This is a genomic window from Catellatospora tritici (genome assembly GCF_019083965.1).
Classification (GTDB): domain Bacteria; phylum Actinomycetota; class Actinomycetes; order Mycobacteriales; family Micromonosporaceae; genus Catellatospora; species Catellatospora tritici.
On record NZ_JAHRCY010000001.1, the window covers coordinates 805,548 to 820,435 of the forward strand.

Annotated in this window: 12 protein-coding genes and 1 tRNA gene; 4 read left to right on the top strand and 9 right to left on the bottom strand. The window is 72.5% G+C overall.

Features of this window, described 5'->3' with window-relative positions:
* Window positions 1-26: 26 nt before the first annotated feature.
* On the top strand, window positions 27-1,229 hold the full coding sequence (locus tag KUA19_RS03545; RefSeq protein ID WP_217394564.1) for a hypothetical protein: 1,203 nt from the start codon (window positions 27-29) through the stop codon (window positions 1,227-1,229).
* A 12-nt stretch (window positions 1,230-1,241) separates the two neighbouring features.
* On the opposite strand, the gene metG is transcribed toward KUA19_RS03545, so the two are convergent.
* A complete protein-coding gene (metG, locus tag KUA19_RS03550) occupies window positions 1,242-3,017 on the bottom strand; it encodes a methionine--tRNA ligase (RefSeq protein WP_217394565.1) in 1,776 nt (591 codons plus the stop codon).
* A 112-nt stretch (window positions 3,018-3,129) separates the two neighbouring features.
* On the opposite strand from metG, the gene KUA19_RS03555 reads away from it, so the two are divergent.
* Window positions 3,130-4,128 carry a hypothetical protein gene (locus KUA19_RS03555; protein WP_217394566.1) on the top strand — a complete coding sequence of 333 codons (999 nt, stop codon included), beginning with the start codon at window positions 3,130-3,132 and terminating at the stop codon, window positions 4,126-4,128.
* Window positions 4,129-4,214: 86 nt separating this feature from the next.
* Here KUA19_RS03555 and rsmI read toward each other — a convergent pair whose 3' ends face one another.
* On the bottom strand, window positions 4,215-5,048 hold the full coding sequence (gene rsmI / locus KUA19_RS03560; RefSeq protein WP_372451750.1) for a 16S rRNA (cytidine(1402)-2'-O)-methyltransferase: 834 nt from the start codon (window positions 5,046-5,048) through the stop codon (window positions 4,215-4,217).
* Between the two features lie 75 nt (window positions 5,049-5,123).
* On the opposite strand from rsmI, the gene KUA19_RS03565 reads away from it, so the two are divergent.
* Window positions 5,124-6,692 (top strand): dolichyl-phosphate-mannose--protein mannosyltransferase, encoded by a 1,569-nt coding sequence (locus tag KUA19_RS03565; RefSeq protein ID WP_308167306.1) that lies wholly within the window; start codon window positions 5,124-5,126, stop codon window positions 6,690-6,692.
* Between the two features lie 119 nt (window positions 6,693-6,811).
* Complete coding sequence (locus KUA19_RS03570) at window positions 6,812-7,072, top strand: hypothetical protein (protein WP_217394568.1); 261 nt, start codon at window positions 6,812-6,814, stop codon at window positions 7,070-7,072.
* A gap of 150 nt (window positions 7,073-7,222) precedes the next feature.
* Here the strand turns inward: KUA19_RS03570 and KUA19_RS03575 are convergent, their stop codons facing one another.
* The 7 genes from KUA19_RS03575 to KUA19_RS42380 all read right to left on the bottom strand — a co-directional run bounded on the left by KUA19_RS03575 (window position 7,223) and on the right by KUA19_RS42380 (window position 14,847).
* Window positions 7,223-7,870, bottom strand: a complete 648-nt coding sequence (locus tag KUA19_RS03575) for a G5 domain-containing protein (RefSeq protein ID WP_217394569.1) — start codon at window positions 7,868-7,870, stop codon at window positions 7,223-7,225.
* Window positions 7,871-8,136: 266 nt separating this feature from the next.
* A tRNA-Ala gene (locus tag KUA19_RS03580) sits at window positions 8,137-8,210 on the bottom strand.
* A 194-nt stretch (window positions 8,211-8,404) separates the two neighbouring features.
* Window positions 8,405-9,196, bottom strand: a complete 792-nt coding sequence (gene sepX / locus KUA19_RS03585; protein WP_217394570.1) for a divisome protein SepX/GlpR — start codon at window positions 9,194-9,196, stop codon at window positions 8,405-8,407.
* Between the two features lie 119 nt (window positions 9,197-9,315).
* The gene (locus KUA19_RS03590; RefSeq protein WP_217394571.1) at window positions 9,316-9,936 is read right to left on the bottom strand and encodes a GNAT family N-acetyltransferase; all 621 of its coding nucleotides are present in this window, start codon (window positions 9,934-9,936) and stop codon (window positions 9,316-9,318) included.
* The gene (locus KUA19_RS03595) at window positions 9,933-11,228 is read right to left on the bottom strand and encodes a molybdopterin molybdotransferase MoeA (protein ID WP_217394572.1); all 1,296 of its coding nucleotides are present in this window, start codon (window positions 11,226-11,228) and stop codon (window positions 9,933-9,935) included. The genes KUA19_RS03590 and KUA19_RS03595 overlap by 4 nt, the downstream gene beginning before the upstream one ends.
* Window position 11,229: 1 nt before the next feature.
* On the bottom strand, window positions 11,230-12,192 hold the full coding sequence (locus KUA19_RS03600) for a UTP--glucose-1-phosphate uridylyltransferase (protein ID WP_217394573.1): 963 nt from the start codon (window positions 12,190-12,192) through the stop codon (window positions 11,230-11,232).
* A gap of 9 nt (window positions 12,193-12,201) precedes the next feature.
* Entirely contained in the window at window positions 12,202-14,847 is a 2,646-nt protein-coding gene (locus KUA19_RS42380) for a diguanylate cyclase (protein WP_308167307.1), read from the bottom strand.
* Window positions 14,848-14,888 lie beyond the last annotated feature (41 nt).

Here is a 14,888-nt window from a genome sequence, read left to right on the forward strand (position 1 = left end):
ACCGGTCCGCACTAGCGTCGGGGTTCGTGACGATCCTCAATGACATGGGCCAGGCTGCGGTCATGGTGGACGGACGCGCGTACTCGGCCGAACCGGTGGCCGGCGGAGCCGCGTACGAGCTGTTCAGCGACCACCCCGAGCCCGGCTTCCTGCGGATCGAGTCACCGGCCCGCTGGCCGTTCCACCGCTTCGTGCCGACGTCGGAGGTCACCGGCGCGGGTCCGGCGGCGATGCCGGAGAGCCAGTTGTGCGCGCCGCTGTCGCGCAGTCTCAGCTGGGAGCGGGTGCACTGGCTGAGCCAGCGCCCGCCACGCGACCGGCACGCCGCCGACGTGGTCGCCTCGGTGCGCGCCACCGCCGTCATCCGGCAGGGCACCCGCATGGTCATGCCGCTGACCGCGGGCTCGGTCACCGACCTGCTGCGCGGGCGGCTGCCGCACGGCTTCTGCTACCGCGAGTGGGACGTGGCGCACCTGCGTACGCCCGCGGAGCTCGCGGTGCTCGGCGGCGAGGCCTCCGAGGACGTCACGTACCTGCTGCGCTGGCGGGCGATCGACGCCGCCGACTTCCGGCCCTCCACCGGCGACACGGTGTCGGGGCTGGTGGCGATGCCGCCGCACGACCGGGTCGGCGCCGCCGTGCTGGGCACCGGCTTCGCCCCGAGCAGCACCGAACTGATTCCCGAGTGGGTCACCGCCGACTTCGCCGACCTGCCGCTGCCCGCGCACGCGGCGGTGGTGGCGTACGCGCCCGACGGCACCGAGGTGGTGCTCTACACGTTCCAGCCCGAGCAGCGGGGCTGGCTGCGCCTGGTCGGCCCGCAGTGGCGGCGGCTGCTCAACCCGCTGCGCGAGATCAGCGCCGACCAGGAGTACCTGCCGATCCCTCGGGACCAGGCCGTGTTCAGCCGCCTGGTGGGCATGTTCCGGGGCGAGGAGTACGAGGCGGTCGCCGACCCGCCGGAGGAGTTCCGGGTGCTGGCGATGAGCCGGGCGGCCCGCTACCCGGTGGAGTCGCTGCGCCGCCGTACCCGCTATGCCCGCTGGCGCGGCGCGGCCGTGACCGTGCTGTCGGCCGACGCCAACTGGGTGCGGGTGCGGCTGTGCCAGCCCGACCCGGTCAACGTGACCACGCTCGGCGCCCAGTGCAACCGCCGGGGCGTCTACGAGGCGTGGGCGCCGACGACCGAGGTCGCCGACGCCCACGACGCGGAGCTGCGCTATTTCTAGCCTGCGGAGTCTCTAGCCCTCCAGCCGGGCCAGTTCCTCCTCCACGATGGACGGGTCCAGCTTGCGGAAGACCGGCGTCGGGGCGGTCAGCGGCGTGCCCGGCGCCAGCGCCCGCGGCTCCCACTTCGCGCCGACGGTGTAGTCGCCGGTCAGGATCGGGTAGTCCGGTCCGCCGTCGAGATCGGACACCTCCTCGATGCGCGGCATGGGCGCGTGCACACCCTGCCCGCCGAGCAGCTCGTGGATCTTCTGCGCGGAGTGCGGCAGGTACGGCGTGAGCAGCGTGTTGCAGTCGACCACGGCCTGCAGCGCGGTGTGCAGGATGGTGGCCAGGCGCGGCCGCTCGTCCTCGCCCTTGAGCTTCCACGGCGACTGGTCGGACAGGTACTTGTTGACCTCGCCGACGATCCGCATCGCCTCGTTGATGGCGGCCTTCTGCTTGTGGTGCTCGATCAGGCCGCCGACCGACTCGAACCCGCCGCGCACGGTCGCCAGCAGCTCCCGGTCGGCGTCGGTCAGCTCACCCGGCGTCGGCACGCCGCCGAAGTTCTTGGCCGCCATCGAGATGGTGCGGTTGACCAGGTTGCCCCAGCCCGCGACCAGCTCGTCGTTGTTGCGGCGCAGGAACTCCGACCAGGTGAAGTCGGTGTCGGTGGTCTCCGGCCCGGCCACGGCGATGAAGTACCGCAGCGCGTCGGCGTCGTAGCGCTCCAGGAAGTCGCGCACGTAGATGACGATGCGGCGCGAGGAGGAGAACTTCTTGCCCTCCATGGTCAGGTACTCGCTGGAGACGACCTCGGTGGGCAGGTTCAGCTCGCCCAGCTCGCCCGGCTTGCCGCCCTTGTCGCCCTGGCCGCTGTAGCCGAGCAGCATCGACGGCCAGATCAGCGAGTGGAAGACGATGTTGTCCTTGCCCATGAAGTAGTACGACCGGGACTCGGGCGTCTGCCACCACTGCCGCCACGCCTGCGGGTCGCCGGTGCGGCGGGCCCACTCGATCGAGGCGGACAGGTAGCCGATGACCGCGTCGAACCACACGTAGAAGCGCTTGGTGTCCCAGCCCTCCTGCGGGATCGGCACACCCCACTCCAGGTCCCGGGTGATCGGCCGGGGGCGCAGGTCGTCGACCAGGTTGCGGGAGAACTTGAGCACGTTCGGCCGCCAGCCGTCGCGGCTGTCCAGCCAGGTGCCCAGCGCCTCGGCGAACGCCGACAGGTCCAGGAAGTAGTGCTCGGTGTCGATGAACCGCGGCGTCTCGCCGTTGATCTTCGACTTGGGGTCGATCAGGTCGATCGGGTCGAGCTGGTGGCCGCAGTTGTCACACTGGTCGCCGCGGGCGCTGGTGTAGCCGCAGTGCGGGCAGGTGCCCTCGATGTACCGGTCGGGCAGGCCCCGGCCGGTCGACGGCGACACGGCCGCCTGGGTGGTCTTGGCGATGACGTACCCGTTGGCGTAGAGCGCGGTGAACAGCTCCTGCACCACCGCGTAGTGGTTGCCGGTGGTGGTTCGGGTGAACAGGTCGTAGGCCAGGCCCAGCCCGTGCAGATCCTCGACGATCATGCGGTTGTACTTGTCCACGGCCTCGCGCGGGGTGATCCCCTCGGCGTCGGCCTGGACCTGGATCGGCGTGCCGTGCTCGTCGGTGCCCGACACCATGAGCACGTCGTGGCCGGCCATCCGCATGTACCGACTGAAGACGTCGGAGGGCACCCCGAATCCGGAGACATGACCGATGTGGCGCGGGCCGTTGGCATAGGGCCAGGCGACCGCGGCGAGAACGTGGCTCATGGGAAAACAGCGTAGTGAAGAGCGTGCCCGGTCTGCGAACCGGTTACGACCTCCGGCGACACGCGTCGCAAATCCCCTCGTCAGCGGGCTGACTAGGGTGAAATGACCATCTATGAGGGATAACGTCGAGAAAGTCGACATCGGCCTGGCCGAGCCGGTCCCGTGGGTCGCGCCCGACCCCGACCCCGACCCGTCCCCGTTCGATCTGACCCCCTCGTGGCTGGGCGAGCCATCCCAGCCACTACGCCTGACCCCGCAGCCGCCCGCCCTGGTCGAAGACCCCGAGCAGGCGTACTGGCAGCGACCGGCCCGGCTGGTCCAGCCCGCGCACAGCGCGCCGGACCCCGAGCCGATCGAGGGTCCGGTCGAGCTCGACGGCACCGGTCCGCGTACCCCCACCGATGTGCTCGCGGCGCCCGCCGAGCACGTCGGGCGCCGCCGCGCCCCCGAGCCGCCCGCCGTGCCCGAACCGCCGTACTCACCGCCGGCGGCGCTGGTGCCGACCGAGACGTTCAGCATGCCGACGCAGGAGGTGCCGCGCGACGCGTGGCTCGACCCGCGGCTGCACGGCGCCCGCCCCGGCTGGACCGAGCCACCGCCCAAACGACCGGTACGGGCACCGAAGCCGCCGCGCAAACTGGGCGTGGCCCTGCCACTGCTGGTCCTGCTCGCACTGGTCGGGGGCTTCTTCAGCTGGGTCAGCGCCGAGCCGCTGTGGCTGTCGCTGGGCCACGGGCGGGTGGGCACGCTGACCATCACCGCCTGCTCCGGTCAGGGCATGCTGCAGAGCTGCGTGGGCGAGTTCAGCTCGGCCGGGTTCAGCGCGGCCGACGTGGACGTGTTCGGCCCGCCCGGCCAGGCCGAGGGCCTCAGCGCCCCGGCGCGCATGGTCGGACCGCGCAGCACCCGCGCGTACGTCGCCAACGGCACCGGCGGCCTCTACCTGCGCTGGCTGGTCGGGCTGGTGGCGGTGCTGCTCTGCTCGATCGGGATCGTGTTCGCCACCGGCGCGCTGCGCCTGCCGGAGCGGCGCGAGCGGCTGGCGGCGGTGGGGTTGAGCTTCGCGGGGCCGTTGCTGGTCTCCATCGGCTTCCTCGCCGCCACCTTCTAACCCCTCCGGGGGTACGGAAGGGCACCTTCTTATCGCTTTGCGATGTAGAAGGTGCCCTTCTTAACTGTCGGGAAGGCCCAGCGCGCTCAGCGCAGGTTGTACACCTCGCGCTTGGGCAGGCCGTGCGCGGCGGCGACGGCGGCGGCGGCATCGCGCCGGGACATCCCCTCGGCCACCCGGGCCGCCACCTCGGCCAACAGCTCGTCGTCGGCGGGCCGCTGCGCCGGGGTCGCATCGGCACCGGCCACCACCAGCGTGATCTCGCCCCGCAGCTCCTCGACCTCGACCAGTTCGGCCAGGGTGGCGCGGCGGACCTCCTCGTACGTCTTGGTCAGCTCGCGGCACAGCGCCGCCCGTCGCGTGCCGCCGAACGCGGCCACCAGATCGGCCAGCGTCTCCGCGATGCGGTGCGTGGACTCGAAGAAGACCAGCGTGCGGGGCTCGGTGGCGAGCTCGGCCAGCCGGGCGCGCCGGTCGCCGCCCTTGCGGGGCAGGAACCCCTCGAAGCAGAACCGGTCGCACGGCAGCCCCGACAGCGCCAGCGCCGTGGTGACCGCGCTGGGCCCCGGCGCGCACGTCACCGGCAGCCCGGCCGCCAGCGCCGCCGCGACCAGGCGATAACCCGGGTCACTGACGCTGGGCATGCCGCCGTCGGTCACCAGGGCCACCCGCTGCCCGTCGACCATCGCCGCGACCAGGTCGGGCGTACGCCGCTCCTCGTTGCCCTCGAAATACGAAACGATCTTCCCGGGCACGACCACATCCAGGTCCCGGGCCAGCCGCAGCAGCCGTCGGGTGTCCTCGGCGGCGACGATGTCCGCCTCGGCCAGCGCCTGACGCAGCCGCGGCGAGGCGTCGCCCGGGTTGCCCAACGGTGCGCCACACAGCACCAAACCCGTGACCTGCGTCATCTGTCCCACCTTCGCGAATTCCGCCGATGCCAACCCGTGAACGGGGTGAGCCGTTTCCGAGCTTTTCAGCCTACGATCCATGGCGTGACCCAGACGGCGACGGCGCCCCAGCAGGCGCCCACACCCTCGGCGCAGCCCCAGCACGTGGTGGCCGCGATCCGGCGTCGGCTCGTGCCCATCGACCAGCGCCTGGATCCATACGCGTGGCTGGCCGCGATCGCGATCACCGTCATCGCGTTCGCGCTGCGGCTATACCACCTGGCCTCTCCACCGGGGAAGATCTTCGACGAGACCTACTACGCCACCGACGCCCACTGGCTGTGGGAGAAGGGGTTCGAGTGGGACCAGAACAACAACTCCGCCGGTTACGTGGTGCACCCGCCGCTGGGCAAGTGGATCATCGCACTGGGTGAGCACCTGCCTGGCTTCGGCTATACCGAGTCGGGCTGGCGCATCAGCGCGGCGATCGTGGGCACCATCTCGGTGCTGATGGTCATCCGGATCGCGCAGCGGCTGTTCGCCTCGACCGTGCTGGCCTGCGCCGCGGGCATCCTGATGACCTTCGACGGCATGCACTTCGTGCTGTCGCGCGCCGCGCTGCTCGACATCTTCCTGATGTTCTTCATCCTGGCCGCGTTCGGTGCGATCGTGCTCGACCGCGACGCCCGGCGTAAGCGCTGGCTGCGGTTCATCGAGTCCGGCGGCGACCCGACCGGACGCGGCCGCGACAGCCGCCCGCCGTTCGAAGTGCCGTGGTGGCGCCTGGTCGCCGCGGTCCTGCTGGGCTGCGCGCTGGCGGTCAAGTGGAGCGCGCTCGCGTTCATCCCGGTGTTCGTCCTCCTGATCATGTGGTGGGAGGTCGGCGTACGCCGCACCGCCGGCGTCGAGCACCCGATCCGCGACGCCGTCCTCGACGAGTTCCTGTGGATCCTCGCCTGCGCCCCGATCATGTTCGTGGTGTACCTGTCGACGTGGAGCGGCTGGCTGCTCACCGACGGCGGCTACTACCGCCACTGGCTGCGCGACACGGGCGAGAGCGAGCCGCCGTTCATCGGCGCGCTGCAGAACCTGTGGCACTACCACCGCGAGGCGTACAACTTCCACAAGGGCCTCACCGCCGAGCACACGTACCAGTCGGCCAGTCACTGGGCACCGATCCAGTGGCTGCTGCTGGGCCGCCCGGTCGCGTTCTACTGGTCCGGCGACGCGCCCTGCGGCGCCAGCCAGTGTGCCCGCGAGGTCCTGCTGCTGGGTACGCCGCTGCTGTGGTGGGCGTTCCTGCCCGCCCTGATCGCCGCGACCTGGTTCGGCTTCGCCCGCCGCGACTGGCGGGCCGGGGCGATCCTGGCCATGTGCGCCGCCGCGCTGGTGCCGTGGTTCTTCTTCCCCGGCCGGACGATGTTCTTCTTCTACGCCGCCCCGGCCGAGCCGTTCCTGATCCTCGCGCTGGTGTTCGTGCTCGGGTGCGCCATCAACTCCCCGCCGGGCGTGCCGCAGAACGAGAACCGGCAACTGGTCGCCTCGATCTTCGCGGGTGCGTTCGTGCTGATGGTGGTGGTCATGTTCGCGTACTTCTACCCGGTCTTCGCGGGCGACTCGATCCCGTACGCCGACTGGAGCAGACGCATGTTCCTGGGCAACCTCTGGATCTGACCGGATCCGTCGCGGGGCCGGGCGAGCGGGGTAGAACCCCCGTACGCCCGGCCCCGCTCGTTTCGTGCCATCCTGCCGAATCGCGGCCCTGGCAGTTCGTCATCCTCTTCGCCACGCTGATGCTGCTCTGGGCGCTGATGCTGCGCCTGGTCGGGCTGGGTTCGAGCGGGTCCGACCTCTGGCGTGACCTCGGCACCGCGCCGATTGTCGCCGCCGCGGTCGCCATGGTCACCTGGACCCGGGGCAGGGTGCGCGCCCGCCTACCCGCCGCGGCGGTCGGCTTGTCCGCCCTGTTCGGCCTCGACGTCGCCGGTCACGCGATGGTCGGTCGGGAAAACTTCGGCCCCGGCTGGCCCGCGCTGACCCTCGGCATGCCCTGACGAGCAGCTACCTGTTCACCGCGATCACACACCTGCCCCGGCGCGCGGCACGGCATGCTTCCGACCCCGTCAAGGCGGTAGCGGGCGGGCTTCCTACCGCGCACGAGTCGACGCCGGGCCCCGCGTGAAGGGCCCGGCGCCACTTCGCCACTATTCGCAGCCGATGCCGTCATTGTCGTTGCCATCGAGGTCGTAGATGTCCCGACCAATGATCCTTACTGGCCCCTGCACGTACGCCGGACCGTTGCCGCTGCCACCGGCGCAGTCCACATCCGAGGCGATGGGCACGCAACCGGAGTAGTTCGGGTCGCACTTGCGGGTGGTGGTGGACGTCTGCTTCGTGCCCACCAGGATCACCTTGGTCACCGGCGCCTTGGTGACCGCCTCTTTCACCAGCGAACGGCCGGACTCCACGCCGTCGACCAGCGTCACCTCGTAGGTGAGGGTCTTCACCCCGTTGACGCCCGCCGTCTTGACCCTGGTGGTCCCCTTCGCCAGCGACGAGTCGTTCACCTTCTTCACCGGGTACGGGATGGACTGCGTCACGGTCACCAGCTTCGTGCGCGTCGCCGGGGTCGGCTTCGGGCTCGGGGCGGCGTTCGCCATCGCGGCCTCCCGGGCAGGTGAGGGCGAAGCGTCAGCGGACGACGACCCGGCCCCGCAGCCCAGGAGCATGGCCGTGCCGACCACGCCGAGCAGGATGACGCCGACGACACCACCGAACGCGTCCACCGCCTCGTTCTTGCCGCGCTTCGTACCGCGCGCTGGGGGCGGCGAGAGGTGAGCTTCGTAAGTCATCGCAACAGTCTCTGGGCGGCCCGCCTTCGCGGGGAGTATCCAACGAGTCACACGTCGTGCCGTTGGGTTCGCGATCCGTGTCAATGAAGTCCACGTTGAGTGGCGATGGGTTCACGTTCCGCCGCTATCTGTCGCGAGATGGGACCGTTCCGTAGCCGACGGCCACCGAACGTCCGTATCCGGCGGCCACCGAACGATCGGTGCCGCGCCTGCCCACTGAAACGGCAACGGCCGCCTTCCAGCTGGAAGGCGGCCGTGCTTTCGGGTGGAGACGAGGGGATTCGAACCCCTGACCCCCTCGATGCGAACGAGGTGCGCTACCGGGCTGCGCCACGTCCCCGAAGGTCGTCCGGTTGAACGGACCGGCCAAGGTTAGCAGGTCTGACCGGCGCGCGCTAATCGCACCCCGCCGTGTCGACCATCACCACGATCCGCCGCCATGACGCTGGCCAGGCAAGGCGAGCTGGGCGGGTTAACAAGGGGCCCTTCTACTACGGAAAGCGATAAGAGGGGGCCCTTCCTTACCTCAAGAGGTCAGGCGGCGGGGCCTGCGTGGTACGGGCGGCCGCGGACGCCCGCGCGGCGGCCGTAGGAGATGGTGGCGACCCTGGGTGGTGCCGGAATCGCCGCCGCCTCCTCCGCGGCCAGCGAGTCGGCCCGAGCCTGCAGCTCGGCCAGGGCCTCCTGGGCGCGCAGCAGCTCCTCCTGGAGCAGACGGGCGGCTTCGCGGCGGGCTTCGGCGCGGCGGTGCTGGGCCAGCCGCACCTGGGCCTGCTGCTCGGCCAGCCAGGCGGCCTGCCGTTCCTCGGCGCGGCGGCGCCGGGCGGTGCGCAGTGCCTGCCCGCGCAGGTGGGCGACGTACAGCAGCAGTAGCGAGCCGGTCACCGCGAGGCTGATGAGGAACCCGGGGCTGACCAGCGCCACCCCGGCGAGCTGGACCAGGTTGAGCAGGACCAGTCCGGCCAGCAGGCGGCGACGCCGGTAGACGGCGGGCCGGTGGCGGCGGCGCGGGGCCCGGCGCTTGGTCCGCTCGCCCGGTGCGACCAGTCGCAGCGGGTTGCGCCGCTTGCCGGGTGCGGAGGCGGGCGGGGCCGAGGCGGGCGGCGCGGAGACGGGCATGGCGGTCAGCGCCCGCGGCGGGTTGACCGGGCGGCGACCCGGGACAGTACGACGGCGGCGCCGGCGCGACAGCACCCGCGCGGTCGAGATCGCCCGCTCCGCCACCAGCCGCTCGGTGGCGTCGTACCGGCGCACCAGCGCCGGGGCGAGGGCGAGCAGGCCCGCAGCGGCGAGGACGGCGAGGAGCACCGAGGTCGGCACCCTCACCCCTCCCGTCACCTAGTTACGGCGCCTTCGCATCGGCCGCCGTAAGACTTCAGTCAGGCGAGCCTACGGGCGTGATCACATGATTGCGCAACGCCACACCGGTCGAAGATGAGGCCAAATCAGCCGTGCCGCCGCCGCCAACGGGCCAGCAGCCCACCCTCGGCGACAACGTCCTCCCAGGTCAGCGCGTATCCGATGTGATCGCGCCAGGCACCGTCGATGAACATGTAGTGCGGGTGGTAGCCCTCTTCCCGGAAGCCGAGCTTCTCCACCACCCGGCGGCTCGGCTTGTTCTCGGGGCGGATGTTGACCTCCACCCGGTGCAGCCGCCCGGGGCCGAACGCGTGGTCGACGACGAGCGCCAGCGCGGTCGGCATGATGCCGCGCCCGGCCACCCGCGAGTCGATCCAGTAGCCGCAGTAGGCCGAGGAGAAGGCGCGGCGCACGATGCTGCCGAGGTTGATGTGTCCGACCAGGCGCTCGCGGCCGCCGTCGCGCAGGCAGATCGCGAACGGCATCGACTCGCCCTCCTTGGCGGCGCGGCGCATGGCCCTGCGGATCAGCCGGAAGGCGGTCGGCGAGTTCAGTTCGGCCCAGCTCGCGGGCGGGGTCGCCTCCCACTGCCGCAGCCAGGTCTCGTTGTACGCCCGCACCTCGACCCACTGCCGCAGATCCGCACGTCGGTACGGGCGCAGCACGACATCGCCCTCGGTGAGGACGGCGGGAAAGCCGATGTTCATCGCCGCCGGTCCAGCAGCAGCACGTCCACCGTGGAACCCGCTGCCGCCGTGGTCACCCGTTCGCCGAGAACCAGCAGTCCGTTCGCCTCCGCCATACCCGCCAGCGTACGGGGGCCGCCCGGCAGCGGCTGCACCGTGTAGCCGCCGCCCCGACGCTCGGCCACCAGCGCGGGGCGGAACTCGCGCAGCCCGCCCGGTGACGAGACGGTCTCCAGCAGGTGGCCGCGTACCGACGGGCGGAAGACGGGTTCGGCGCCGGCGAGCACCTGGATCACCGGCCGGGCCAGCACCTCGAAGCCGATCAGCGCCGCACCCGGGTCGCCGGGCAGGCACACGATCGGCACCTCCTCGGCGCTGCCGACGGTGCCGAAGCCCAGGGTGCCGCAGGGATACAGCGACACGTCGGTGAAGGTGACCATCCCGGCCCGGCTGCCGTCGCGGCGGGACAGGATGCGCCGCACCATGTCGCCGGGGCCGGTGCCGGAGCCGCCGGTGGTGATGATCAGGTCGGCGCGCAGCGTCTGGTCCTCCAGCAGCGCGCGCAGCGCCTCCGGGTCGTCGTCGCAGATCCCGACGCGGTACGCGTGGGCGCCCGCCTCAGCGGTGGCCGCCGTGAGCGCGTGCGAGTTGACGTCGACGACCTGGCCGGGCTGCGACAACCGCCCCGCCTCGACCAGCTCGTCGCCGGTGGAGACGATCACGACGCGCGGGCTGGGGCGCACCACGACGTGGCCGATACCGCTGGCGGCCAGCGCCCCGACCAGGGCCGGGGTCACCGTGGTGCCCGCGCGGGCCAGGACCGCGCCCTCGGCCACGATCTCACCGGCCCGCCGTACGCCGAAGCCGCGCTTGACCGGCCGGTGCACCTCGACGGCGGCCATGCCCTCGTCGGTCCACCGGATCGGCACCACCACGTCGGCGGCCTGCGGCAGCGCGGCCCCGGCGGCGACCGAGAAGCAGGCCCCCGGCGTGAGCCGGGCCGGGCGCCAGCTGGAGGCGGCCAGGTCGCCTACGACGTTGAGCCGGGCCGGGCGGCCGGGCGCGGCCACCGCGACGTCCTCGGACCGGGCCGCGTAGCCGTCGATCGCGGCGTGGTCGAAGGCCGGATAGGGGTGCGTGGCCACCACGTTGTCGGCGAGCACGTTGCCGTGCGCCTGGGTCAGGTCCAGATCCAACGCCGGCAACGCGCGCAACCTGCGCAGCACGCTGCCCAGGTAGTCGGCGAGTGGCGTCAGCTCGCCCTCAGGAACCGGGTCGAGGTGGTCCGAACTGGACCTGACCGTGGCGGTCATGTCAGGCTGCCCCCGCGGGCCCGTCCAGTTCGGCCACGAAGGCCTTCAGCCATTCCTTGAACTGCGGGCCGAGGTCGGTCCGCTGGCTGGCCAGCTGTACGACAGCCTGCAGGTACCCCAGCGGCATGCCGGTGTCGTAGCGCACGCCCCGGTACACGATGCCGTGCACCGGCGTGCCCTCGGCCAGCAGCAGCGCCATCGCGTCGGTCAGCTGGATCTCGCCGCCGCTGCCGGGCTTGGTGCGGTGGATCGCCCCGAAGATCGTGCCGGGCAGCACGTACCGGCCGACCACGGCGAGGTTGCTCGGGGCCTGGTCCCGGGCGGGCTTCTCGACCAGTCCGGTCACCCGGACCACGTTCTCCACATCCGCCAGCTCCGGCTCCGCCGGGTCCACCGAGGCGATGCCGTACCGGTTGACCTCCTCGTCGGGGACCTCGATGAAGGCGAGCACGATGCCGCCGGTGCGGGCCTGCAGGTCGAGCATCTGCGGCAGCAGCGGGTCGTCCTCGGCGGTGAACTCGTCGCCGAGGAGCACCGCGAACGGCGCGTCACCGACGTGCGACTCGGCATAGGACACGGCGTGGCCCAAGCCCAGCGGCTCGCCCTGGCGGCAGGTGTAGATCTCGGCCAGCTCGGAGGTGTTGCGCACCGCCGCGAGGCGCTCCAGGTCGCCCTTGGCCTCCAGCCGCGACTCCAGGTACGGCTGGCGGTCGAAGTGGTCGACCATGCTGGTCTTCCCACGCCCGGTGATGAGCAGAACGTCCTTGATCCCGGACCGCGACGCCTCTTCCACGATGTACTGCAGCACGGGCCGGTCCACGACCGGCAGCAGCTCCTTGGGCACCGCCTTGGTGGCGGGCAGGAACCGCGTGGCCAGGCCCGCCGCGGGAATGACCGCCTTGGTGGCCCGTGGTCCACGGACAGTTGCTTGCGAAGGCTGCGCCTTGGGGGTGTGCTCCGACATGTCGCGAGACTAACGGCCCCGAGCCTGCCTGGGGGCTTGTGGGCTGCTCGACGCGCCGCCGGATGGGCAGAGAACGCTGCCCACAACGGCGACCTGGAACGTGTCACGCCCGGCCGCCTTGGCCGCGTACAGGGCGTCGTCGGCTGCCTGGAGCACCGTGGCACCGTGCTGCCCGTGGTCGGGCAGCACCGCCAGACCGATCGAGACGGTCACGTTGACGAACAGGTCCTCGGCGCCGTCGCGGGAGGGCACGACGATCGGTTCCCGACGGACGGCCTCGCACAGCCGCTCGGCGACGGCGATGCCGCCGACCTCGTCGGTCTCCGGCAGCAGGATCACGAACTCCTCGCCGCCGTGCCGGAACGCCACATCGACCTCGCGGATCTCGTACCGGATGCGCTGGGCGAACTCGGCGAGCACGGCGTCCCCGGCGGCGTGACCGTAGCTGTCGTTGATCTCCTTGAACCGGTCGAGGTCCAGCGCCAGCACGCACAGGCGGCGGCCGAAGCGGGCCGCCCGCTCGGACTCGCGGCGCAGCGAGTCACGCAGCGAGCGGTAGTTGAACAGGCCGGTCAGCGGGTCGGTGACCGACAGTCGCTGGGCCTCCTCGTGCACGCGTACGTTGTCGACGGCGACCGCGGCCTGCCCGGCGAAGGTGCGCAGGGTGACCAGGTCGGCGTCGTCGAACTCGTCGCGGCCCAGCCGGTCGTAGAGGGCCAGCACCCCGCGCGCCCCGGGCAGCGTCCCCGGCGGCAGGTAGCTGTCGACCAGGCTCGGCGCCGAGAACGGCACCACCACGTACGTGCGGCAGCCCGGCTCGCCCGAGTCCAGGCGCGGGCCGTCGCGCTCGACCCGGCCGATACGCGGCACGCCGGTGGCGGCGACGGAGCCGGTCAGGCCCGTGCCGTACGGCACCCGCAGGGTCCCCCGCTCACCGGTCGTCCACGTCTCGTCCAGGCCCTCGGTGCACTGGCCGATCAACGCCCCGGTGGCCGGGTCGGCCAGCAGCACCACACCCGCCGAGGCGCCGGTGGCGTGCCGGGCCGTCTGCAGGATCACCCGCAGGATCCGGTCGAGGTCGTGCGTGCCCGCCAGGGTGTCGCCGAGCACGCCCAAGTGCCCGCGCAACTGGTCGCGGCTGGCCGTCAGCGCCGCCACGTAGGTCTGCAGCTCGCGGGTCATGTGGTTGAACGCGATGGCCAGTCGGCCCAGCTCGTCGTCACCACGTACCGGCACCCGGGCCTCCAGGTCGCCGCCCGCGACCCGGTCTGCCGCGGCCGCCAACTCGACCACTGGACTGGTCGCGGTCCGCGCCAGCCACCAGGCGACGGTCACGGCCATCACCGCGGTCAGCAGCACCACGCCGACGAGCAGCACGTACATGCCGGTCGGCGGGCGGGCGGGCAGCGACACGGCCAGCGGCAGCGGCTCCCCGGCGACCGGCCCGAGCCGGGTCACCAGGTGGCCGTTGGGGGCGGTGGCGATCGCTCCGTCGCTCAGCGCCCGCGCCAGCCCGGTCACGGCGGCGGCATCGGCGCCGTCGACGGTCGTGTGAACGGCGGCGGCGGTGCCGCTGTCGGTCTGCTGTGGCGCCGGGTCCAGTGCGACGGCCTGCCCGTCGTCGGCGGGGTCGGTGGCCTCGTCGGCGCCCGGCGCGACCGCCTGCGCGTCCACGGTGCCCCCGGCCTGCCCGGCGGTCGCGTCCGCCGCCCCGTCGGGCTCCGCCCCGGCCTGGTCTGGGCCGGTCAGCGGACCCGCGCCGGTCGGCAGACCGTCGAGCGTCTCGCCACCCGGCTGCGCGCCGCCGTCCTGCGCGGCGTCCGCCTGTCCAGCGTCGGCCGGTGCGCCGTCGGCCGGTGCGCCGTCGACTAGGCCGCTGTTCGCCTGGGCGTCGCCCTGGACGCTGTTCGCCTGGGCGTCGCCCTGGACGCTGTTCGCCTGGGCGTCGCCCTGGACGCCGTTCGCCTGGGCGTCGTCGCCAGGGGTGCCCGCGCCCTGCGCGCCCTCGCTCGTCGGCGTGTTCGGGCCGGTCTGGGCCTCGGCCTCGGCGGCGACGTCTTCCTCGGCGGCGTCGCCCGAGACGGCCGGGTCGTCGACCTGGACCGTCCCGTCGGGGCGGGCGGCGGCGGGCTGGCCGGTGCCGGGCAGCAGGGTCAGCTGCGCGCCGCTGGCCTGGGCCAGGCGCTGGATCAGGTCGGCGTCGACGGTGACGGCGGCGGCGACCGTGCCGCCGTTCTTGCCCGGCAGCGGCACCCGCGCCGACAGCGCCTCGTAACCGGAGACGAGGTCGGGGCGCACCTGCGGATCGGGCCCGGCGCAGTCGGCCCACGGCGGCGGCGGGGCCTGCCGGGTGGTGTCACCGCTGGTCCCGCCGTCAAGGTGGACGCCCGCGGCCAGCCCGGTGCCGACCAGGTGCTCGGCGACGGCCATCCGGCGGTCGGCGGGGGCGGCGGCGACGGCTTCGGCGACGGCGCGCAGCTGTCCGCACAGCGCGCCGACAGCGGTGCGCACGGCGCCGGAGGCCACCGACAGCCGCTCGTCGGCCCGCTCGTGCGAGACGGTGCTGACGGTCGTGCCGACGAAGAAGGCGCCGAGCAGGACGGGACTGAGGACCACGGCCAGGAAGGCGGTGGTGAGCCGTGCGCGCAGTGTCACACTTCCCCCTTGAAGTCATCCGAGTCAACGCCGGACGCTGC

Coding starts and splice junctions, on each gene's coding strand:
- KUA19_RS03575 (WP_217394569.1), bottom strand. CDS start 7,870: ATGACTTACGAAGCTCACCTCTCGCCGCCCCCAGCGCGCGGTACGAAG.
- metG (WP_217394565.1), bottom strand. CDS start 3,017: ATGAGCCACGTTCTCGCCGCGGTCGCCTGGCCCTATGCCAACGGCCCG.
- KUA19_RS03600 (WP_217394573.1), bottom strand. CDS start 12,192: ATGTCGGAGCACACCCCCAAGGCGCAGCCTTCGCAAGCAACTGTCCGT.
- KUA19_RS03570 (WP_217394568.1), top strand. CDS start 6,812: ATGCTGCTCTGGGCGCTGATGCTGCGCCTGGTCGGGCTGGGTTCGAGC.
- KUA19_RS03590 (WP_217394571.1), bottom strand. CDS start 9,936: ATGAACATCGGCTTTCCCGCCGTCCTCACCGAGGGCGATGTCGTGCTG.
- KUA19_RS03595 (WP_217394572.1), bottom strand. CDS start 11,228: ATGACCGCCACGGTCAGGTCCAGTTCGGACCACCTCGACCCGGTTCCT.
- KUA19_RS03555 (WP_217394566.1), top strand. CDS start 3,130: ATGAGGGATAACGTCGAGAAAGTCGACATCGGCCTGGCCGAGCCGGTC.